Origin of the sequence: Novosphingobium sp. G106 (assembly GCF_019075875.1) — a bacterium.
GTDB lineage: Bacteria > Pseudomonadota > Alphaproteobacteria > Sphingomonadales > Sphingomonadaceae > Novosphingobium.
In genome coordinates this window covers 2081106-2101493 of record NZ_JAHOOZ010000001.1, presented here as the reverse complement: position 1 = coordinate 2101493, position 20388 = coordinate 2081106, and the positions used below count along the sequence as shown (strand labels likewise).

The 20388-nt window shown below is 65.5% G+C and carries 20 protein-coding genes and 1 pseudogene; 12 read left to right on the top strand and 9 right to left on the bottom strand.

Annotation, left to right across the window (positions count from 1 at the left end; genetic code table 11):
- Nucleotides 1–7: 7 nt before the first annotated feature.
- The 3 genes and pseudogenes from cysS to KRR38_RS10010 all read left to right on the top strand — a co-directional run bounded on the left by cysS (nucleotide 8) and on the right by KRR38_RS10010 (nucleotide 4702).
- Nucleotides 8–1466: pseudogene (gene cysS / locus KRR38_RS10020) on the top strand (cysteine--tRNA ligase).
- Nucleotides 1467–1511: 45 nt separating this feature from the next.
- A complete protein-coding gene (locus KRR38_RS10015; protein WP_309141011.1) occupies nucleotides 1512–2948 on the top strand; it encodes a D-2-hydroxyacid dehydrogenase in 1437 nt (478 codons plus the stop codon).
- A gap of 77 nt (nucleotides 2949–3025) precedes the next feature.
- Complete coding sequence (locus KRR38_RS10010; protein WP_217401058.1) at nucleotides 3026–4702, top strand: acetolactate synthase large subunit; 1677 nt, start codon at nucleotides 3026–3028, stop codon at nucleotides 4700–4702.
- Nucleotides 4703–4736: 34 nt separating this feature from the next.
- On the opposite strand, the gene KRR38_RS10005 is transcribed toward KRR38_RS10010, so the two are convergent.
- The gene (locus KRR38_RS10005; RefSeq protein ID WP_217401056.1) at nucleotides 4737–5072 is read right to left on the bottom strand and encodes a hypothetical protein; all 336 of its coding nucleotides are present in this window, start codon (nucleotides 5070–5072) and stop codon (nucleotides 4737–4739) included.
- Nucleotides 5065–5250, bottom strand: coding sequence for a hypothetical protein (locus tag KRR38_RS10000; RefSeq protein ID WP_217401054.1), 186 nt, complete (start codon nucleotides 5248–5250; stop codon nucleotides 5065–5067). Before KRR38_RS10000 ends, KRR38_RS10005 begins: the two co-directional genes overlap by 8 nt.
- Nucleotides 5251–5348: 98 nt before the next feature.
- Here KRR38_RS10000 and KRR38_RS09995 point away from each other — a divergent pair, with 98 nt between their 5' ends.
- A complete protein-coding gene (locus tag KRR38_RS09995) occupies nucleotides 5349–5978 on the top strand; it encodes a LexA family transcriptional regulator (protein WP_217401052.1) in 630 nt (209 codons plus the stop codon).
- A gap of 53 nt (nucleotides 5979–6031) precedes the next feature.
- Nucleotides 6032–6706, top strand: a complete 675-nt coding sequence (locus KRR38_RS09990; RefSeq protein WP_305800778.1) for an MBL fold metallo-hydrolase — start codon at nucleotides 6032–6034, stop codon at nucleotides 6704–6706.
- 9 nt (nucleotides 6707–6715) lie between these two features.
- Here KRR38_RS09990 and KRR38_RS09985 read toward each other — a convergent pair whose 3' ends face one another.
- Nucleotides 6716–7108, bottom strand: a complete 393-nt coding sequence (locus KRR38_RS09985; protein WP_217401050.1) for an MAPEG family protein — start codon at nucleotides 7106–7108, stop codon at nucleotides 6716–6718.
- A 205-nt stretch (nucleotides 7109–7313) separates the two neighbouring features.
- Here KRR38_RS09985 and rpmF point away from each other — a divergent pair, with 205 nt between their 5' ends.
- From rpmF to KRR38_RS09960, 5 genes are all read left to right on the top strand, one after another.
- A complete protein-coding gene (gene rpmF / locus KRR38_RS09980; RefSeq protein ID WP_217401048.1) occupies nucleotides 7314–7493 on the top strand; it encodes a 50S ribosomal protein L32 in 180 nt (59 codons plus the stop codon).
- Between the two features lie 24 nt (nucleotides 7494–7517).
- Complete coding sequence (gene plsX, locus KRR38_RS09975; RefSeq protein WP_217401046.1) at nucleotides 7518–8600, top strand: phosphate acyltransferase PlsX; 1083 nt, start codon at nucleotides 7518–7520, stop codon at nucleotides 8598–8600.
- Nucleotides 8597–9580 carry a beta-ketoacyl-ACP synthase III gene (locus tag KRR38_RS09970; RefSeq protein ID WP_305800860.1) on the top strand — a complete coding sequence of 328 codons (984 nt, stop codon included), beginning with the start codon at nucleotides 8597–8599 and terminating at the stop codon, nucleotides 9578–9580. The genes plsX and KRR38_RS09970 overlap by 4 nt, the downstream gene beginning before the upstream one ends.
- Before the next feature lie 181 nt (nucleotides 9581–9761).
- Nucleotides 9762–10058 (top strand): integration host factor subunit alpha, encoded by a 297-nt coding sequence (locus tag KRR38_RS09965; protein WP_217401042.1) that lies wholly within the window; start codon nucleotides 9762–9764, stop codon nucleotides 10056–10058.
- Nucleotides 10055–10444, top strand: coding sequence for a MerR family transcriptional regulator (locus KRR38_RS09960; RefSeq protein WP_217401040.1), 390 nt, complete (start codon nucleotides 10055–10057; stop codon nucleotides 10442–10444). The genes KRR38_RS09965 and KRR38_RS09960 overlap by 4 nt, the downstream gene beginning before the upstream one ends.
- A gap of 42 nt (nucleotides 10445–10486) precedes the next feature.
- Here the strand turns inward: KRR38_RS09960 and KRR38_RS09955 are convergent, their stop codons facing one another.
- The 4 genes from KRR38_RS09955 to KRR38_RS09940 all read right to left on the bottom strand — a co-directional run bounded on the left by KRR38_RS09955 (nucleotide 10487) and on the right by KRR38_RS09940 (nucleotide 15329).
- Nucleotides 10487–11032, bottom strand: coding sequence for a histidine phosphatase family protein (locus KRR38_RS09955; RefSeq protein ID WP_217401038.1), 546 nt, complete (start codon nucleotides 11030–11032; stop codon nucleotides 10487–10489).
- A gap of 10 nt (nucleotides 11033–11042) precedes the next feature.
- Nucleotides 11043–13661, bottom strand: a complete 2619-nt coding sequence (locus KRR38_RS09950) for an ATP-dependent DNA helicase (protein ID WP_254514731.1) — start codon at nucleotides 13659–13661, stop codon at nucleotides 11043–11045.
- A gap of 145 nt (nucleotides 13662–13806) precedes the next feature.
- On the bottom strand, nucleotides 13807–14403 hold the full coding sequence (locus KRR38_RS09945) for a hypothetical protein (RefSeq protein ID WP_217401036.1): 597 nt from the start codon (nucleotides 14401–14403) through the stop codon (nucleotides 13807–13809).
- A 47-nt stretch (nucleotides 14404–14450) separates the two neighbouring features.
- Nucleotides 14451–15329, bottom strand: a complete 879-nt coding sequence (locus tag KRR38_RS09940; protein ID WP_217401034.1) for a mechanosensitive ion channel family protein — start codon at nucleotides 15327–15329, stop codon at nucleotides 14451–14453.
- Nucleotides 15330–15454: 125 nt separating this feature from the next.
- Between KRR38_RS09940 and KRR38_RS09935 the strand changes: the two genes are divergently transcribed.
- Together KRR38_RS09935 and KRR38_RS09930 are read left to right on the top strand one after the other, a co-directional pair.
- Entirely contained in the window at nucleotides 15455–17080 is a 1626-nt protein-coding gene (locus KRR38_RS09935) for a lysine--tRNA ligase (RefSeq protein WP_217401032.1), read from the top strand.
- Nucleotides 17055–17576, top strand: coding sequence for a DUF1003 domain-containing protein (locus tag KRR38_RS09930; protein WP_217401030.1), 522 nt, complete (start codon nucleotides 17055–17057; stop codon nucleotides 17574–17576). Before KRR38_RS09935 ends, KRR38_RS09930 begins: the two co-directional genes overlap by 26 nt.
- On the opposite strand, the gene KRR38_RS09925 is transcribed toward KRR38_RS09930, so the two are convergent.
- Nucleotides 17573–18574, bottom strand: a complete 1002-nt coding sequence (locus KRR38_RS09925) for a hypothetical protein (protein ID WP_217401028.1) — start codon at nucleotides 18572–18574, stop codon at nucleotides 17573–17575. The genes KRR38_RS09930 and KRR38_RS09925 overlap by 4 nt on opposite strands.
- 50 nt (nucleotides 18575–18624) lie before the next feature.
- Nucleotides 18625–20388 (bottom strand): DUF885 family protein, encoded by a 1764-nt coding sequence (locus KRR38_RS09920; RefSeq protein ID WP_254514730.1) that lies wholly within the window; start codon nucleotides 20386–20388, stop codon nucleotides 18625–18627.

The following is a 20388-nucleotide window of genomic DNA, read 5'->3' as shown; positions in this document are numbered from 1 at the left end:
CGGGGCCATGACCGAAGCCGCGCCGCTCAAGCTGTTCAACAGCCTCACCCGCCAGCTGGAGCTCTTCCAGCCCGTCCATCCCGGCGAGGCGCGCGTCTATTCCTGCGGACCGACGGTCTACAACTACCCGCATATCGGCAACATGCGCGCCTACGTCTTCGCCGACGTGCTCGGGCGGACGCTGAGCTTCAAGGGCTACAAGCTCACCCACGTCATCAACATCACCGACGTCGGCCACCTGACCGACGACGCCGACGAGGGCGAGGACAAGATGGAGAAGATGGCGAAGGAACGCGCCCAATCCATCTGGGACATCGCCCAGCACTATACGGAGGCCTATTGGGCCGATGTGAAGGCGCTCAACATCCGCCAGCCGGCCGAGTGGTCGATCGCTACCAAGTACGTGCCGGCGATGCTCGATTTCGCCAAGAGCATCGCGGACAAGCACTGCTACGAGCTCGACAGCGGACTCTATTTCGACGTCTCGACCGTTGCCGACTACGGCCGGCTGGCGCGCGCGCATACCGAGGAAGGTGAGGGCCGCATCGAGGCGGTCGAGGGCAAGCGCAATGCCGCCGACTTCGCGATCTGGCGCAAGACGCCCGAGGGTGAGAAGCGCCAGATGGAATGGGATTCTGCCCTGGGGCCGCGGCGCGCCGGGCTGGCATCTCGAATGTTCGGTGATGTCGGGGCAACTGCTCGGCTTCCCCTTCGACATCCACACCGGAGGCATAGACCACCGCGAAATCCACCACCCGAACGAGATCGCGCAGAACCAGGCTTTCTGCTGCACCAATGGCCTGGATGTCGCGCGAAACTCCGGTGCCAACATCTGGATGCACAACAACTTCCTGGTCGAGCGATCGGGCAAGATGTCGAAGTCCAGCGGCGAGTTCCTGCGGCTGCAACTGCTGATCGACAAGGGCTACCACCCGCTCGCCTACCGCATGATGTGCCTCCAGGCGCACTACCGCAGCGAGCTGGAGTTCTCGTGGGAGGGCCTCGGCGCGGCGCTGACGCGGCTGAAGCGGATGCTGATCGCAGTGGCCCAGCTCAGGGAGCGCGGCGCCATCGCGGGTCAGGCGGGGCCGAGGTTCGCGCCTTTCCTGGAACGCTTCGATGCGGCGGTCTCGGACGACCTCAACACCGCGGTTGCTTTGACCGTGTTCGACGAAGCCTTGGCTCTCAAGAAGGTCGATCCGGGCGAGAAGCTGGCGGCGCTCGCCGCCATGGACGCGGTGCTGGGCCTCGGCTTGCTCGATCTCGCTCGTGCCGACCTGCGCATGCGGCCCAAGGCCGCGACGATCGCCGAAGCCGAAATCGAGGCCACGCTCGCGCGCCGCAAGGAAGCCCGCGCCGCCAAGGACTTCGCCGCCTCCGACGCCCTGCGTGACGAGCTCGCCGCACAGGGCGTGGAGGTCATGGATGGCGATCCGATCGGCTGGGAGTGGACGATCGGCGGTTGACGCCGGGCGGCCGCGTCCCCCACCATCCGGGGAGAGGAGGCCGCCATGTCCGTGACGATCCTGACGCCGCTATTGCTGGCCGGCGCCGCATTGCCGGCGGCCGACGGCGCGGCGATTCAAGCGCGGGTCAAGGCGATGTTCCAGCCTTATAGCCTGCCGTCGACTTCCAAGTCGGCTTGGGAATATCCCATCTTCTCGACCGAAACCGCGGCGCTGATCGCGCATTGGCAGCGCGTCCTGCCCAAGGATGAGCCCGATGCGCTCGACGACGGCGACTGGTTCTGCCTGTGCCAGGATTTCGACCAGAAGAAGTTCCGCGCCGTGCCCGCGGCGGCGCAAGGTGTGGCCCCCGGCGTCGCCGAGGTTCGCGTAAGCGTCGATCTCGGTTTCGGCGAAACCCGCAACGAACGCCTGGTCTTCAAGCGCGAAGCCAACGGCTGGCGCCTCGACGACCTGTTCGCCGATTCCGATTTCCCCCCGCGGGCTCAAGCAGAAGCTGCGCGAGACCATTGCCGAAGACGAGGCCCTGAAACACCCATGACCAAGACCGTTGCCCTACTGAACGCCATGGCCCGCCCTTTGCTCGAATCGCGCCTGCCCGACTGGGTCGAGCCGCGCTGGTTTGCCGGCGCCGAGGAACTGCTCGCACTCGCGCCCGAAGCGGAGATCGGCTGGTACGATGCCTGGGAGTTCAATGCCGTCAGAGAGGCGCTGCGGGCCTCTACCCGGCTCAAGTGGATCAACACCGTCGGGGCCGGGGTGGAGGTCTTCCCGATGGACCTCCTGCGCGAGCGTAGCATCACCTTGACCAACGGGGCCGGGCTCAACTCGATCACGATCGCCGAATATGCCGTGATGGGCATGCTGACGATCGCCAAGAACTACCGCGCTGTAGTGCGCGCGCAGGACCGGCACGAATGGCTGCACGACGCGCCCGGCAAGGGCGAGATCTACGACAGCAAGGTGCTGATCCTCGGCGCGGGCGGGATCGGCGGGCGCATCCAGAACCTGCTGGGCTCGTTCGGCGTCGAAGTGACGATGATGCGCCGCACGCCGGGGCCCGGCATCCTCGGTCCGGACGAATGGCGCGGCCGGCTCGGCGATTTCGACTGGGTGATCGTCGCCGTGGCATCGACTTCAGAAACTACGGGGCTGATCGGCTCGGCCGAGTTCGCCGCGATGAAGCCCGGTGCGGCGATCATGAACTTCTCGCGCGGCTTCGTCATCGACACCGAGGCGCTACTCGGCACCTTGCGCGAAGGCCGGCTGGGCGCCGCCTTTCTCGACGTGACCGATCCCGAACCGTTGCCGGCGGACCATCCGCTATGGGACTTCGACAACGTCCACATCTCGATGCACCTGTCGGGCCGCTCGCAGACCAAGCTGGTCCAGCGCGGGGCCGAGCGGTTCCTCGACAACCTCGAGCGCTATCGCAAGGGCGAGCCGCTGGAGCACGCAGTCGATCTCGGTCTTGGCTATTGAATTGAATGCCTACGAGTTGATGACTTGGCAGGCTTCTCCTGATAGCTCTTGGGCAAATCAGGTGGGGGTTTCATGATATGGCCGACGGTGCTGGCAAGAAGGCTTCGGATCTCTTTATCGAGTGCCTCGAGGAAGAGGGCTGCGAATATATCTTCGGCGTGCCGGGTGAGGAGAACCTCGATTTCCTCGACTCGCTGTCGCGCTCGAAGAAGATCAAGTTGATCCTTACCCGTCACGAGCAGGGCGCCGGCTTCATGGCCGCGACCTATGGCCGCCACACCGGCAAGACCGGTGTCTGCATCGCCACCTTGGGGCCGGGCGCGACGAACTTCGTCACCGCCGCCGCCTATGCCACGCTCGGCGGTATGCCCATGCTGATGATCACCGGCCAGAAGCCGATCAAGAAATCGAAGCAGGGCCGCTTCCAGATCCTCGACGTCGTCTCGATGATGGCGCCGATCACGAAGTTCACCCACCAGATGGCCTCGTCGGACAATATCCCGAGCCGCCTGCGCGAAGCCTATCGCCTGGCCGAGGAAGAGAAGCCGGGCGCCACCCATATCGAGCTGCCCGAGGACATCGCAGACGAGCATACCGAGGCCGTGCCGCTGAAGCGCAGCACCGTGCGCCGGCCGACCGCCGACGTGAAGTCGATCCGTCAGGCGGTCGATGCGATCCAGAGCGCCAAGTCGCCGGTCCTCGTGATCGGCGCGGGCGCCAACCGCACGATGACCTCCAAGATGCTGCTCGAGTTCATCGAGAAGACCGGCATCCCCTTCATCACCACCCAACTGGGCAAGGGCGTGATCGACGAGCGGCACCCGAAGTTCCTCGGCTGCGCGGCGCTGTCGGCGGGCGACTTCTGCCACCGCGCGATCGAATCGTCGGACTGCATCGTCAACATCGGCCACGACGTGATCGAGAAGCCGCCGTTCTTCATGCGCAACGAAGGGCTGGAAGGGCCAGGGCCGACGGTGATCCACATGTCGACCAAGACGGCCGAAGTCGATCCCGTCTATTTCCCGCATATCGAGGTGATCGGCGACATCGCCAACGCCGTCTGGCAGATGAAGGAAGTCATCGAGCCTTCCTCGGCCTGGAAGGTCGACCACATGCTCGCCTACCGCAAGGCCGAGATCGAGCACACGGCCAAGCTGGCGAGCGACGAGCGCTTCCCGATCTTCCCGCCGCATCTGGTCCAGCAGGTCCGCGATGCCATGCCCGACAACGGCATCATCTGCCTCGACAACGGCGTCTACAAGATCTGGTTCGCGCGCGGCTATACCGCCTGCAAGCCCAACACCGTGCTGCTCGACAATGCGCTGGCGACGATGGGGGCGGGGCTACCCTCGGCCATGGCCTCGGCGATGGTCTATCCCGACCGCAAGGTCATGGCGATCTGCGGCGACGGCGGCTTCATGATGAACAGCCAGGAAATGGAGACCGCGGTCCGCCTGAAGCTCAACATCACGGTGCTGATCCTCAACGACAACTCCTACGGCATGATCCGCTGGAAGCAGGCAAACATGGGCTTCGAGGACTGGGGGCTAACCTACGGCAACCCGGATTTCGTGAAGTACGCCGAAAGCTACGGTGCCAACGGCTACCGCGTGGAAAGCGCTGCGCATTTGCGCGAACTGATCGCGCATTGCCGCGACACGCCGGGCGTTCACCTGATCGATTGCCCGGTCGACTATTCGGAGAACGACCAGATCCTGAACAAGGACATCAAGGCGCTGTCGAAGGCGCTTTGATGGAAGTAACCTTCTCCCGCCTGGCGGGAGAAGGTTAGCTGTCCTCCAGCAGCAGCAATTCGATCTCCACTGTGAGCTTCGGCTGCGGGAGCATTGTCTGCTCGACCGACACCACCGCCGCGTCCGCGACCAATTGCCGCGGGATCGTGAACTCGTGCTCGGGCAGGGCGTTCATAAAGGCATCGCCGGCCGCCACCGCGTCCTCGCCGGTGAAGGCCAGGACGATCGTGTGGCGGGTGCCCGCGAAGGTGACGCTGGCCCAGGGGCGTTCTACGTGGCGCTGCAGTTCGGCCTTGCCGCCGGCGAGATCGGTCACGGCCGAGAGCAGGACGCGCCACGGGCGGCGCAGGCCGGGGATGTTGCTACGCATGGTTTGTCTCCCGATAGGTCGCGATGAACCGGACGATGCGTGCCTCGGTCTGCGGACGGGGCGTGCGGCCGTTGCGAAGATCCTCGACGAAGCGCGGATCGTGGGCGGCGAGGCGGCCAAACTTGGTCCACGGCATCCCGGTTTCGCGCAGGAACTTCTCGATCTGGCGCAGCAGCATGACATCTCCCCATGGCCAAAGCGGCGAATCAATGTTCCTATAATGTTCCAATTGAAATCCTACTTGTCTAGGAAAAATCCTACGTATAGGATTGTCATATGGCCGCATCCGATCCGCGCGAGCGTCTGCTCGAATTGTCCGCCGAACGGGGCGTGAGTCTCGCGCAGCTTTCGGCGCTGATCGGCCGGAATTCGGCCTATTTGCAGCAGTTCGTGCGCAAGGGTAGCCCGCGCAAGCTCGAGGAAGGGGACCGGGCGACGCTGGCGCGCTTCTTCGGCGTGAGCGAGGGGGAGCTTGGCGCATCGGAGGAAAAATCCTCCAATATGGACTGGATTGATGTTCCACGCCTCGCGCTCGGCGCTTCGGCCGGACCGGGTGCGCTGGCGCAAGATGAGCAGCCGATCGGCGCTTTCCGCTTCGGCCGTGCCTGGCTGCGCCGGCAGGGCCTCGACCCGCGAGGGTTGTCGGCGATCTCGGTCGACGGCGATTCGATGGAACCGGTGCTGCGCGACGGCGACGAGATCCTCGTCGACAGCGCTCCGCGCCCCTTGCGCGACGGCATCCACGTCGTGCGCGTCGACGGGGCGCTGTTGGTCAAGCGGCTGGAAACCGGGCGGCCGGGGCTGATCGTGCTCAAGAGCGATAATCCGGCCTATGATCCGATCGAACTCACGCCTCGCGATGTCGATGTGGTCGGCCGTGTCGTCTGGAAGGGCGGGCGGCTATAGTAAGGATTGATAGTAGGATTGATTCTGGGCCGATCCGCCGCCATCTCCGGCGCATGACCGAAACTGCCCCAGAATCCGGCCCGCCGATGCGCGTCGCCATTGTTCCCGTCACCGCTTTCGAGCAGAACTGCTCGCTGGTCTGGTGCACCAAGACCATGCGCGGTGCTTTCGTCGACCCGGGCGGGGATCTCGACAAGCTCAAGCTGGCGCTCGAGAAGACCGGGGTCACGCTCGAGAAGATCCTCGTCACCCACGGCCATATGGACCACTGCGGCCAGGCCGGTGTCCTGGCGAAGGAGATGGGCGTGCCGATCGAGGGGCCGCACCAGGGCGACCGCTTCTGGATCGAGGGGCTCGACGATTCGTCGATGCGCTTCGGCCTGCCCGGCGAGAGCTTCGAGCCCGACCGCTGGCTCAATGGGGGCGATCAGGTGACCGTGGGCGAACTGACCTTCGACGTCGTCCATTGCCCGGGACACACGCCGGGCCATGTCGTGTTCCACCATGCACCGTCGCAGGTGGCGATGGTGGGCGACGTGCTGTTTGCCGGCTCGATCGGCCGCACCGATTTCCCGCAGGGCAACCACCAGGACCTGCTCGATTCGATCACCCAGCGCCTCTGGCCGCTGGGCGACGAGGTGACTTTCGTGCCCGGCCATGGGCCGACGAGCACCTTCGGTCAGGAGCGGCGGACCAATCCTTTCGTGGCGGACGCGCGCTTTGGTTGATTCCTGGGGCTAGAGGTGCCCGAGCGCGATCAGCACTGCCACGATCGCCAGGCCTAGCTGAGTGAGCATGGTGATCGCCGTGCCCGCGCCGCGCAGTGCCTGCATCGAACCGCCGTCCATGCCCAGCGCATGGCAGACGCGGCCGAGCATGTAGATGGCTCCAACGATCGCCAGCCAGGCCGCGCCTTTGCCCGAAAGATCGATCGCGGCGATCAGGATCAGCGTCAGCGGCGTGTTCTCGATGAAGTTGGCATGGGCCCGCATCCGGCGCACGAGCGCCTCGTCGCCACCATCACCCACCGATACCTTGACCGCATGGCGTACACGTCCCACGCGCATCGAAATCCAGATGTTGATAACTGCGGCCGCGGCGGCCAGGCACAAAGTTGTCGGAAGCAGCACTCGGTATTCCTCCCCGTTTTCAGTCTCCCGCGCTGGCTAGCGCCACAGTGCTTGCAACGCACGCGGAAATCGCTATAGGCGCGCCTTCGCTGTCGCCGGACCCGGTTGCGGCACAAAGGTCTGCATACGCAGGCTTGTGTGCCGGTTAGCCATGGCCTAGGGCGGCCTTCAGAAAACGTAATAATTTGCAGGAACAGGTGCCGAAATGGCTGTCCCTAAGAGAAAAACCAGCCCGTCCCGCCGGGGCATGCGCCGCAGCCATGATGCGCTGAAGGTTGAAGCGTTCCACGAATGTGGCAACTGCGGCGAGCTCAAGCGCCCGCACAACCTGTGCAACGCCTGCGGTCACTACAACGGTCGCGAGATTATCGCGGTCGGGCTCTAAGCCCGTCAGTCAGGGACACGCTTGATGAGTCTTCCGCGTATCGCTGTCGACGCGATGGGCGGGGACGAGGGCGTGCGGGTAATGGTCGAGGGCGCCGCTCTGGCGCGCCGTCGTCATGACCGTTTCAAGTTCCTGCTGGTCGGTGACGAGACGCGAATCAAGGCCGCGCTCGAGAATCATCCGAACCTGCGCGGCGCGTCGGAGATCCTCCATTCGACCGACGTGATCAGCGGCGAGGACAAGCCGAGCCAGGCTCTGCGCCGCGCCAAGACCACGTCGATGGGCATGGCGATCAACGCGGTGAAGGCGGGCGACGCCGGCGCCGCGGTCAGCGCGGGCAACACAGGCGCGCTCATGGCCATCGCCAAGCTGGCACTGCGCACGATGCCCGGCATCGACCGTCCTGCGCTCGCCGCCCTGCTGCCGACGCTCGGCGACAACGACGTCGTCATGCTCGACCTCGGCGCCAATACCGAGTGCGACGCGCGCAACCTCATCCAGTTCGCCATCATGGGCGCCGCCTATTCGCGCGTCGTCACGGGGCTGGAGGCGCCGCGCGTGCGGCTGCTCAACATCGGTACCGAAGAAATGAAGGGTACCGAAGAGCTGCGTGAGGCCTCGGATCGCCTCAGGGCTGCGGCCAGGGATCTTTCCATTTCGTTCGACGGCTTCATCGAGGCGGACAAGGTCTGCCGCGGTGAGGTCGACGTCGTCGTCTCGGACGGCTTCTCGGGCAATATCGCGCTCAAGGCGATCGAGGGCACGGCCCGCTTCGTCGCCGACCTGCTGCGCCGCAGCTTCTCGAGCTCGCTGCGCTCGAAATTCGGCTTCCTGGTGTCGCGCCCTGCGACCGAGCTGCTGAAGCACCACCTCGACCCCAACAACCACAACGGCGCCGTGTTCCTCGGGCTCAACGGTATCGTCGTAAAGAGCCACGGCAGCGCCAATGCCGTGGGGGTTGCCAATGCCGTCCACGTGACGGCCCGCCTTCTGGAAGAAAATGTGACCGAACGGATTACTGCCGACCTTGCCCGCGTGGGCGAAGACAGCCTGAAGCGGCGCCGTAGCGCCCAGACGGGGGCTGCCGCTACGGGGGACGCCGCCTGATGCGTCGTTCGGTCGTTCTGGGTACGGGTTCCGCACTGCCGCGCCGCAAGCTTGGCAACGAAGAACTGGCGCGCATGGTCGATACCAGCGACGAATGGATCGTCGAGCGCACGGGCATCCGCAACCGTCACGTTGCGGCGCCCGATGAAACCACATCCAGCCTCGCCACCGAATCGGCGAAGCGTGCGCTCGAAGCCGCCGGGATCGACGCCAAGTCGATCGATCTGATCGTGCTGGCCACGGCGACGCCCGACCAGACCTTCCCGGCGACGGCGACGATCGTGCAGAACGAGCTGGGCTGCAACGGCGGCATCGCCTTCGACGTCGCCGCGGTTTGCTCGGGCTTCCTCTACGCGCTCGGCGTGGCCGATTCGATGCTCGTCTCGGGCGCGGCCAACCGGGCGCTGGTGATCGGCTCGGAAACCTTCAGCCGCATCCTCGACTGGGAGGACCGGACGACCTGCGTGCTGTTCGGCGATGGCGCCGGCGCGATCGTCCTCGAAGCGCGGACAGAACCTTTGGACGAGGCGTCGAACCAGCCGCGCGGCGTGCTTGCTACCAAGCTCCACGCCGATGGTCAGCACAACCAGTTGCTCTATGTCGACGGCGGGCCGTCGACCACGGGCACGGTCGGCAAGCTGCGCATGAAGGGCCGCGAGGTCTTCCGCCACGCCGTGACCAATCTCACGTCGGTTTTGCTCGAAGTTGTCGAGGCTGCCGGCATCTCGACCGAAGAGATCGACTGGTTGGTACCGCACCAGGCCAATGCTCGCATCCTCGATGCTACGGCCAGGAAGCTCGGCTTCTCGCCCGACAAGGTGGTGATGACCGTGGACCAGCACGCCAACACCTCGGCCGCATCGGTGCCGCTGGCGCTCGACGCGGCGATCCGTGATGGTCGCATCAAGCAGGGCGACCTCGTCATGCTCGAGGCGATGGGCGGCGGCTTTACCTGGGGCGCCAGCCTGATCCGGATCTAGGCGGGATCCCAACCTTGGCCGGTATCCTTGGCCCGTATCCGCCCCTCGGGCGGGTTTGCTGAACCAGAGCGGTTACCCGCCATTTCGGTAGATTCCCGCAAACTCTTCCAGTGCATTGCTTTTTATCGGAATCCCGATTACTCCACTGCGCGGGGGTCGCGTTAATGGGGATAGGGGCTTTATGCGCTCCACGGAAACGCTTACGCGTGCCGCGATTGCGGAGGCGATTAATCGAAAGCTAGGGCTTTCGCGGGCGGAATCGCTCGCGATGGTGGAATCGATATTGACGCATATGTGCGATGCATTGGGCAAGGGCGAGAACGTCAAGATCTCGGGCTTCGGCACCTTTCTGCTGCGCGACAAGGCCGAAAGGATCGGCCGAAATCCGAAGACCGGCGTCGAAGTGCCTATCACCCCCCGAAGGGTGCTGACCTTCCGCGCCAGTCAGATGCTCAAGGACAGGATTGGCGGAAAATGACGGAACAGGCCACTTTCCCGGGGTTTTCCGATGGCAAGGCGCCCGATGCCTTGCGTACGATCGGGGAAGTGGCCGCCGCTCTGAATATCCGCCAGCACGTGCTGCGCTATTGGGAAGAACAGTTTCCGATGCTCAAGCCGATCAAGCGCAGCGGCGGTCGGCGCTATTATCGGCCGGAGGACGTGCTCCTGGTCGCGACGATCGATCGGCTGGTCCATCAGCAGGGCTACACGCTGCGCGGGGCACGGCAGGCGATCGAAGGCGGCGAGGTAAAGCCGGCCGCCGAATCGCGAACCGCACCGGCGAGCCCATCCGTCGCTGCGAACCTGATTTCGCAGTTGCAGGCGATCCGATTTGCCCTTGCAGAGGCTCTTGCAGGCGCTTGAGGCCTTCAAATAATTACGTAGTTAGTTTTTTGCTGGCCGGGTTCAGCTAACCGGTTCGGGACCCAGCTCCGCGTCGAGATCGCGCGGGCGGGTGAGCAGAACGAGCCGCGCGCTCGCTTCTTCGAGATCGGCCCAGCTGGCGATGTCGATTTCCAGCTTGGCGAAAGCGGCAGTCGGGAATTTCTCCTCGACGATGTCACGCAGCGGGCTGCTGCCGTCGTCGGGGACGAGATCGAAGATCAGGTCCTCGAGCCCCGGATTGTGCCCGACCATCAGGATCGTCGTCGGATCGCCGTCCTGCTCGCGCAGCAGATCGATCAGCGTGGCCGAGCTGGCGAGATAGATGCGCCGGTCCCAGCGCACTTGCGGATTGATCCGCGCAGCCTGCGAGCCGAGCTCGATCGTCTGCGCCACGCGCACCGCGGGTGAGGCGACGATCCGCTCCCAGTAGATCGGCTGGCCGGCGATATGCTTGCCCATGATCGCCGCGCCCTTGAGCCCGCGGGCGTTGAGCGGCCGGTCGAAATCGCGCGCGCTGCGGTCGTTCCAATCGGACTTGGCGTGACGCCAGATACCCAGGGTTTTCATGAGCGCGGTTTCATGCGGGTTTGGTCAGAGGAGCGTCGGTGTTCACGGCGTCCTCTGAAACACCGCCTGCCACCCGTTGTAAAGCTTCGTCTAGCGTCAGGCGGCGCACGGGGGTTCCTGCCGGAAAGGCGCTGAGCAGGCGCGATGGGAAAGCCGAGGACAGCACGACGAAATGGCCGCGGTCCTCGCGGCTGCGGATCAGTCGGCCGAAAGCCTGCGCCAGGCGTGCGCGAATGATGCGATCGTCGTGGGCTGAGCCGCCGCCAGCGAGGCGCCGCGCGCGGTGCAGGATCGAGGGCTTGGGCCAGGGCACCTGCTCCATCACCACCAGCCGCAGCGAATGGCCGGGAACGTCGACGCCGTCGCGCAGCGCGTCGGTGCCGAGCAGCGAGGCGCGCGGATCGTCGCGGAAGATATCGACCAGCGTACCCGTGTCGATCGGATCGACGTGCTGCGCGAACAGCGGCAGCCCTGCGCGGGCGAGGCGGTCGGCGATCCGGCCATAGACCGCGCGCAGCCGGCGGATCGCGGTGAACAGCCCGAGCACGCCGCCGCCCGCGGCCTCGATCAGCCGGCCATAGGCGGCGGCGAGTGCGGGGATGTCGCCCTTGGGCACGTCGGTGACGATCAGGACTTCGGCCTGGGCGGCATAGTCGAACGGGCTGTCGAAGGCCGAGAGGCGCGGGGCCACGCCGATATGCGCCGCGCCGCTGCGCGCGACCGCGGTGTCCCAGTCGGCCGAGTCCTTGAGCGTCGCCGAAGTCAGCATGACGCCGTGCGACGGCTCGAGCACGACGCGGGCGAAGGGCTTCATCGGATCGAGCCAGCGGCGGTGGAGGCCGATGTCGAACTCGCGTGCGTCCGAGCGCTCGACGGCCAGCCAGTCGACGAATTCGGGATCGGCCGCGCCGCCGAGCCGTTCGAGCAGTGCTTCCCAGGCGGAGAGCAGGTCGATCCGCCAGGCCAGCGAATGGCGCGCACCTTCGATCCGCATGCGGCCGGGGCCGTCGAGCCAGTCGGGCGGTTCCTCGAGCAGCGATTCAAGCCGGAGACCAAGCCGCATCAAGGGCTGGCGCAGTTCCGCGAGCGCCGATCCGGCGGCCTGCGCGCGCTCGATGAAGGCACCGTCGAGCTGCGCCGCTTCGGTCTCCAGGCCATAGCCCGCTTCCTGTCCCCCGCTTTCGTCGCGGGCATAGACCAGTGCGCGCACCGCGGCGAACAGCTCCTCGAGCGGACCCGAAGGCGCGCCTTCGCCGAGCCGTTGCAGCCAGCCGTCGCCGGGCAGCGCCTCGGCCGCATAGGCGGCGGCGGCGATCGCCTTGGCACCTTGCTCGTCGTAGCTCGAAATATCGGCAAGCCGTGCCGACAGTCCGCGGCGGCGGCCTTTGGAGCCGCGCTCCGGACCCAGCACCCAGCGCCTCAGCTCGATCGTTTCGGCCCCGGTAAGTGCGGCGGCGAAGGTCGAATCGGCCGCCTCGAAAACGTGGTGCCCTTCGTCGAAGATCAGCCGCGTCGGCCGTGCGGCATGATCGCGGCCGCGCGCGGCGTTGACCATGACCAGCGCGTGGTTGGCGATGACGAGGTCGGCCTGGGCCGAAGCCCGCGCGGCGCGCTCGATGAAGCACTTCCGGAAATGCGGGCAGCCGGCATAGACGCATTCCCCGCGCCGGTCGGTCAGCGAGGTGATGCCGCGCTGGCGGAACAGCGTGCCCAGCCAGCCGGGCAGGTCGCCGCCGATCATGTCGCCGTCTTGGGTATAGGCGGCCCAGCGCGCGACGAGCTGCGCCAGGATTGCCGCCCTGCCGTTGAAGCCGCCTTGCAGTGCGTCTTCCAGGTTCAGCAGGCAGAGGTAGTTCTCGCGTCCCTTGCGCACGACCACGGGCTGGCTGCCGTCGGCGCGCTTGCCCGGCCAGGCGCGGCGGCTTTCGCGGCGGAGCTGACGTTGCAGCGCCTTGGTGAAAGTCGAGACCCAGACCGTGCCGCCCGATTCCTGCGACCAGACCGAAGCGGGCGCGAGATAGCCCAAGGTCTTGCCGATGCCGGTGCCGGCCTGGGTCAACAGCACATGCGGCGCGGCTTCGCGCCGGCGCGGGGCGAAGGTCTGCGCAGTCTCGGCGGCATAAGCGCGCTGGCCCGGGCGCTGCTCGGCTTCGTCGCCGGTGAGCGCCGCGAGACGGGCCAGCACGGTGTCCTCGTCGAGCGTCACCTGCGCCGGTTGTGGCCGCTCGGGCGCTTCGTCCCATTCGGGCAGCTTGGAGAACAGCCAGCGCTCGGCACGCTCGGGCTGGGCGATCCGCGACGTTAGCTGCGCTGCCCAGGGCCAGCGCATGCGGATCAGCGATTGCAGCGCGCTCCAGGCACCTTCGCGCTCGGCCCAGTCGGGGCTCTCGCAGGTGTCGAGCAGCGCAGCGGCAGCAGACTGGAGCAGCGCGGGAACCTGGTCGTCGCCTTCAGGCTCGGCCAGGCCGAGCGCATTGGCGAGGCCCTTTGGCGTCGGTACGACGAAGCGCGCCGGGTGAATGAAGGCGTAGAGCTCGAGCAGGTCGAGCCCCGACAGGTCCGGATAGCCGAGCCGCGTCGCCACCAGCGGCGCGTTGAGCATCAGCAGCGGCGTGTCGGCCGCCGCCATGATCGCCTCGCCCTTGCCGATGCCGCGCGTGACCCCGATCGCGTCGCGCAGCCAGCAGCCGCCATGGCTGGCATGGATCGCGGGAAGGGGGGAGGGCGGCCATGCCGGTTATCTAGAACGAAACTGGAACTCGGGGAAAGGGCGATCAGCCTTTGGTGGCCAGGTTTTCCAGTATCAGGCGCTCGAGCCGGGCGACGCCGGGGACGCCGAGAACCTCGAAGCGTTCGGTAGTGCGGTCGCCTTCGCTGTCGACTGTGCTGTGCGTCTGGATGCGCAGGTCGCCGAAGCCCTGGCTGTCCTCGCGCCGGTCGATCGGGCCGATCTGGTGGAGCAGGACGCTCGCGACCGTAATCTCCCGCGCCTCGACGACCCGTAGCAGGCGCCGTTCGGTCAGGGCATAGGCGGTCTTGCCGGCGCGGCGCAGCGCGTGGATCGGCGCCCACAGCATCCATAGCCCCACCGCAATGAACGGCAGGCCGAACAGCGGGAAAACGATGCCGAAGCTCCACTGGAGCCAGTCGGGCGTCTTCAGCGCGGTCACCCAGGGCAGGAAGGCAAAGGCCTCCCACATCAGCGCGAAGGCGGTCCAGGGCAGCGCGAAAAGCCAGATGCCGAAGCCGCGTGTCAGCTTGTTGGGCCGCGGTTGGCCGCGCCACAGCAGGTGCTCGCCGGCGATCAGTTCGCGTCGGAGGGACTGCTCTAGCGTGGGGGGAAGCGCGGAGCTGAGTTGCTGGTCAGGCATCATCCGCGCGCTATTGTAAACGCGAGAGGTTACCGAACCATCACAGGTCAGACGCGCTCGATCTCCCGGGGCACGGGTTGTGCGGTTGCCTCGGGCGGCTTGACCATTTCGATCGTGGTCGGCTGCGCGCCGGCGATCTGGATCTCGGCATCGTCCAGCCGGCGCTTGATCTGGCGAATGATCCGGTCGGTAAACTCGTCCTTCTGCCGCGCGGCCGCCCACCACTGGACAAGGAAATCGACTGCGCTTGGTTTGAACTCCTGCGCGAAGACCGCGACGGGATGGTTCATGTCGATATCGGGGACGCCTTCCACGGCCTTGCGGATCGTCTCCGCGGCAAGGTCGAGATCGTGGTCACTGACCACGCTGACGACGATCTGGAACCGGCGTTGCGGCTTGTCGGTGGTGATCTTAACGGGGTTCTTGAACAGCACCGAATTGGGCACGATCGTCAGTTCATTCGACGGCGCGCGGATGTGGCTTTCGCGCAGGGTTATGCGCTCGACCTTGCCGGTGATGGACTGGCACTCGATCGTGTCGCCGATGCGCATACGGTCACGCACCATGATCAGCACGCCGGCGAGAAAGTTCTCGAATATGTCCTGAAACGCGAAGCCGATGGCCAAAGCGCCGATGCCGAGGCCGGCGAACAGGCTTCCCGGGGTGAGGCCGGGCATCGAGATCGTCGCGGCGATCAGCAGGCCGAAAACCCAGATCGACATGCGGACCAGCGTTTCGACCAGCTGCTTGAGGTTCTCGCGCATCTGCGTGTGCTTGGTCAGGCGATCGGCGATGCGCACAGCGGATTTCGCCAGCAGCCAGGTGACGATGAGGACGAGCAGCGAAATGATCAGGTTCGGCACGTTCTGGACGAAGCCTTTGACCATCGACTGAATCTGGGCGTTGAGCGTATTGATATAGTTCACGCGCAAGAATTCCTTGGTTTTTCGCCATAAGTAACCGGCAGGGCCCGCTTTGGGTTCCGTGAGCGGCCTCGGCTGGGCCCTTCGCCCTTGCCAGCCCGTCGCTTTGGCGCGAAAGGCGCGGGACCATGACTGAAGCCGATCTTACGACAGCCGCCCAGACCTCCAAGGCATGGCCCTTCGAGGAAGCCCGCAAGCTGATGAAGCGCTTTCCGCAGGGGAAAGCCGGCCAAGATGGTCAAATTCGGCCAATGCTGTTCGAGACCGGCTATGGCCCCTCGGGCCTGCCGCATATCGGCACGTTCCAGGAAGTCCTGCGTACCACGCTCGTGCGCCGCGCCTACGAGGTTCTCACCGGCGGCGCGCCGACGCGGCTGGTGGCGTTCAGCGACGATATGGACGGGCTGCGCAAGGTGCCCGACAACGTGCCCAACCAGGGGCTGCTCGCAGCCCACATCGGCCGGCCGCTGAGCCGCATCCCCGATCCGTTCGGCAAGTATGAGAGCTTCGCCCACCACAACAACGCGATGCTGCGCGAATTCCTCGACCGCTTCGGCTTCGATTACGAGTTCGTCGCTGCTTCGGATCGCTACAATTCGGGCGAGTTCGACGGCGCGCTGAAGAACGTGCTGAAGAACTATGACGCGATCATGGGCGTTATGCTGCCGACGCTCCGCGAGGAGCGGCGCAAGACCTATTCGCCGGTACTGCCGATCTCGCCGGTGACCGGTGAGGTGTTGCAGGTGCCCGTCGAGGTCGTCGATGCCGAGGCTGGCATCGTCCGCTTCGTCGACCACGGCGAGACGATCGAGCACTCGATCCTCGGCGGCCAGGCCAAGCTGCAGTGGAAGGTCGACTGGGCGATGCGCTGGGTCGACCTCGGCGTCGACTACGAGATGTACGGCAAGGATCTGACCGACAGCGGTACGCAGTCGGGCAAGATCGCCCAGATCCTCGGTGGCAAGCGCCCCGAAGGGCTGATCTACGAGCTCTTCCTCGACGAGAACGGCGAGAAAATCTCCAAGTCCAAGGGCAACGGCCTGACGATCGACCAGTGGCTGACCTATGGCAGCGAGGAGAGCCTGGGCTTTTACCTGTTCCGCGAACCCAAGAGCGCCAAGCAGCTCCACATCGGCGTGATCCCGCGCGCGGTCGACGAATACTGGCAGTTCCGCGAGAAGCTCGCCGATCAGCCGGTCGAGCAGAAGCTCGGCAATCCGGTCTGGCACCTGCTGCGCACCAATGGCGACAAGGGCGGCGCGGGCGATAGGCTACCGGTGACTTATGGCCTGCTGCTGAACCTCGTCGGCGTACTCGGCGCCAATGCCACGCGCGAGCAGGTCTGGTCCTACTTGGCCAACTATGTCGCCGAGGCGACGCCCGAGGCGCATCCCGAGATCGACGTGCTGGTGACCTGCGCGCTCGCCTACAATCGCGACTTCATCGCGCCGACGCTCCAGCGCCGGAAGCCTGAGGAGAACGAGGCAGCCGCGCTCGCCGCGCTCGACGAGGAACTGGCGGGAACCTCCGATGAAGCCACGGCCGAGGAACTGCAGAACATCGTCTACGAGATCGGCAAGGACCCTCACTATGGCTTCGAGCAGCTGCGCGACTGGTTCAAGGCGCTCTACGAGACATTGCTGGGTTCTGCCCAGGGCCCGCGCATGGGGAGTTTCATCGCGCTCTACGGCGTGGCAAACACCCGCAAGCTGATCGCGGAGGCGTTGGATGCACAACCCGGGAAGAACGCCTGAACAACTGGCCGAGGATCTCCTCGGCCGCCGGTTCGCAGAGCTGGACCCCGAAGAGCAGAACGTCCTACGCCGGATATCGACAGGGACGCTGATCGATCTCGACGCGGACGAGGAAGCGGCACTCCACGCGACCTTCAGCGAGCGGCTGGCCGACAAGGTCGCGGCAGTCGGTGGTTCCTGGGGCTTCATCATTGCCTTCGGCGTGGTGCTGCTGAGTTGGGTCCTGATCAACAGCCGCATCCTCGAAGACCTCGGCATCCATCCCTTCGATGCCTATCCCTACATCTTCCTCAACCTGATGCTGTCGATGCTCGCCGCGATCCAGGCGCCGGTGATCATGATGAGCCAGAACCGCCAGTCGGCCAAGGACCGCATCGCCGCGCGCCACGACTACGAGGTCAACCTGCGCACCCAGCTCGAGATCATTCGCCTGCAGCGCCGGTTCGACCGGCTGCTGAAGCGCTTGGATGACAAGAGTGGCGATGGCCTTGCTTAGGGGCCGCTGATTGCAAAGGTGATTGGGCCGAAGAATACGCCGGGCTGGCCGGGAATTTGCTCGATACGATCGATGGTCAGCAGCGCGGCCTTGATTGCATCTGCCTGATTTTCGGCCGCACCTGTCGCGGCCAGGATGTCGACGGTACGCAGCGTCTGGTCGCCTCCGATGCGGACCCTGACCGTTACCGACCAGGCCTTCTTTCGCAGCCGCCTGTCGAGGTCCGAATCGCTGCGGATGGCGGCTGCCGCCTGCTTGCCGACCTGCGCCTGCCAGGCGCGCGCGAACTGGTCAGCGTGGGCGGCGCGTGCACCTCCGCTGAAGCTCATACCAGGCCCAGACGCGCTATTAGGTGGCGGGGGAAGCGGCGGCAATTTGTCCCGGTTAGCGAAGGTAACCAGCCGCGAACGGGCATCCAGGTCCATTCCGTCCTGCCGCAAGAAGGCAAACATGGCGGAGGGTTCGGGAGCGGTGCCGCGGGCGGCAGCAACTCGAAGATCGACGCTGAACATAATGGAATCGCCAATCTCCGGGTCGAGCGCATCGAACCGTATGGGCAGCAGTGCCACCATCAGCGCGTTTTCGATTTTCTGTCCCGCGAGATCACAGCGGCTTGGCGTCACATAGCTGATGCTGGCGAAAGGAAGATGCTTGCGGTCAAGCGTCACGATGACGGGGCACGAGAACGCCAGCTTGCTGAATTCCGGCAGGCGGGAGAGTCTGGCGAGCAGTCGGTACTCCACCTTGCAACCCGCAGTGTGCACCTTGTTCTGCAGTCGGAATGCATCCTGCACCAGAAAGAGCGGTGCGTCGCACTTTTGAAAACCCGCCTGCAGTTCAGTCGGCATCGGTTCAGGCTGCGGCGCGGTGACGGGGGGACCATCATTGGCCAGAGCCAACGACCCGCCAAGCGCGACATGACCGATCAGCGCGACAGAGATATTTCGCCGGAATAGATATCGCCTCACCATCGCTTTACCCGCCGTCTCTTGCCCCAAGTGCGGCGTCTATGCGACATGTCGGTTTCACATCCATTGCAGTTGCGCTGCTACCGGCCTGCCTCGATCCACCGGTCGATCTTTGCTTCCAGAACCGGCAGCGGCAGCGCGCCCGAGCCCAGCACCTGCTGATGGAACTGGCGGATGTCGAACTTCGGCCCCAGCGCGCTTTCGGCCTTGGCGCGCAGGCGCTGGATGGTCATCGCGCCGATCTTGTAGCTGAGCGCTTGGCCGGGCATCGCGATGTAGCGTTCGACTTCGGCCGTGGCGTCGCTGCGGCCCATGCCCGAATTGGCCAGCATATAGTCGATCGACTGGTCTCGGGTCCAACCTTCGGCATGGATGCCCGTATCGACCACCAGCCGCATCGCGCGCAGCATCTCGTCGTCGAGCGTGCCCCAGTGCTGGCGCGGGTCCTTGTAGAAGCCCATCGCGTAGCCCAGCGTCTCGGCATACAGCGCCCAGCCTTCGACGAAGGCGTTGTTGCCCTCGAAGCGCTGGAACGAGGGCAGGCTGGTGTCTTCCTGCGCGAGGCTGATCTGGAAGTGATGCCCGGGGATGCCTTCGTGCAGGTAGAGCGTGGTCATCCCGGTCAGGAACCGGCTGGGGAGGTCGTAGGTGTTGAAATAGAAGATGCCCGGCCGCGATCCGTCAGAAGCGCCCTGATTATAGCTGGCGCCGGCCTCGTACTTCGCGCGGAAAGCGGGGTAGGGCTGGATCAGCAGCGGCGTCCTAGGCACCTTGAGGAAGAAGCGCGGGATCTGCGCGTCGACCTGTTTGGCCACGGCGGCGAAACCGTCGGCCAGTTCCTGTGCGGTCTTGGGGTGGAACTGCGGATCGGTGCGGATGTAGTCGAAGAAGGCGCGCAGGTTGCCGCTGAATGCCATCTCGCGGCGCACGCCGTCCATCTCGCGCTGAATGCGCGCGACTTCGGAGAGACCGAGCGCGTGGACCTTCTCGGGATCGAGCTCGAGCGTGGTCTCGCGCTTGATCAGCTCGACGTAAAGTTCGGTGCCCTGCTTCATCGCCGAGATGCCGACCTGGTCGCGTGCGGCGGGAAGATATTCGTCGGCCAGGAAGCGTCGCAGGCGGCCATAGGCCGGATAGATCGTCTCGCGGATCACCGCGGCATAGGCCTCTCGCAGCTGGGCGCGCCGTGGTTCGGGCATGCTGGCGGGAAACTTGAGCACCGGGGAATAGAACGGCGATTGCTCGGGCGCCTGCGCGGTCATCGCGTCGAGCTGCGCGATCATATTGCGCGTGGTGACCTTGGTCTCGACCACGCCGCTGGCCATGCCCTGGCGAAAGCGCGCGATCGCATTGTCGAGCACTTTGCCAAAAGCGCCGTCGAGGACCAGTGCGTCGCGGTAGTCGGCCTCGCTGTCGAAGCGGATCGCGCCTTCGCTCGACATCAGCGAGGAGAACTCGACGTGCAGTCCGCCGAAATGGTTGAACGGCCGCACCGCTGTCAGCGAGCGCAGCGCGGGCTGCAGCCATTCTGCCTGCTCTTCCTTCGACCGGGCGAAGACGTCGTAGGAAATCTGGCTGCCGGGGCTCAGTTTGGCGCGATCGATCTCGCCGAGCGCGCGCAGGCTCTCCTCGGCAGAGGCGAGCAAACGGTCGTCGAGCGTATCGGTATAGAGCTGTGCCAGCATGGCAGGGTCGGGCCGGGCGCCGCGGTAGAGCGCGTCGAGCGGGTCGAGCGCATCCTCGCGGCGGGCATCGTCGGCGAACAGGCGCGCGAGACGGGCATCTTCGCTGGGCTGCTCGTCGGGACTCGCTTCGAGAGAGCGGGCGGCGGCGGGCGGGGGCAA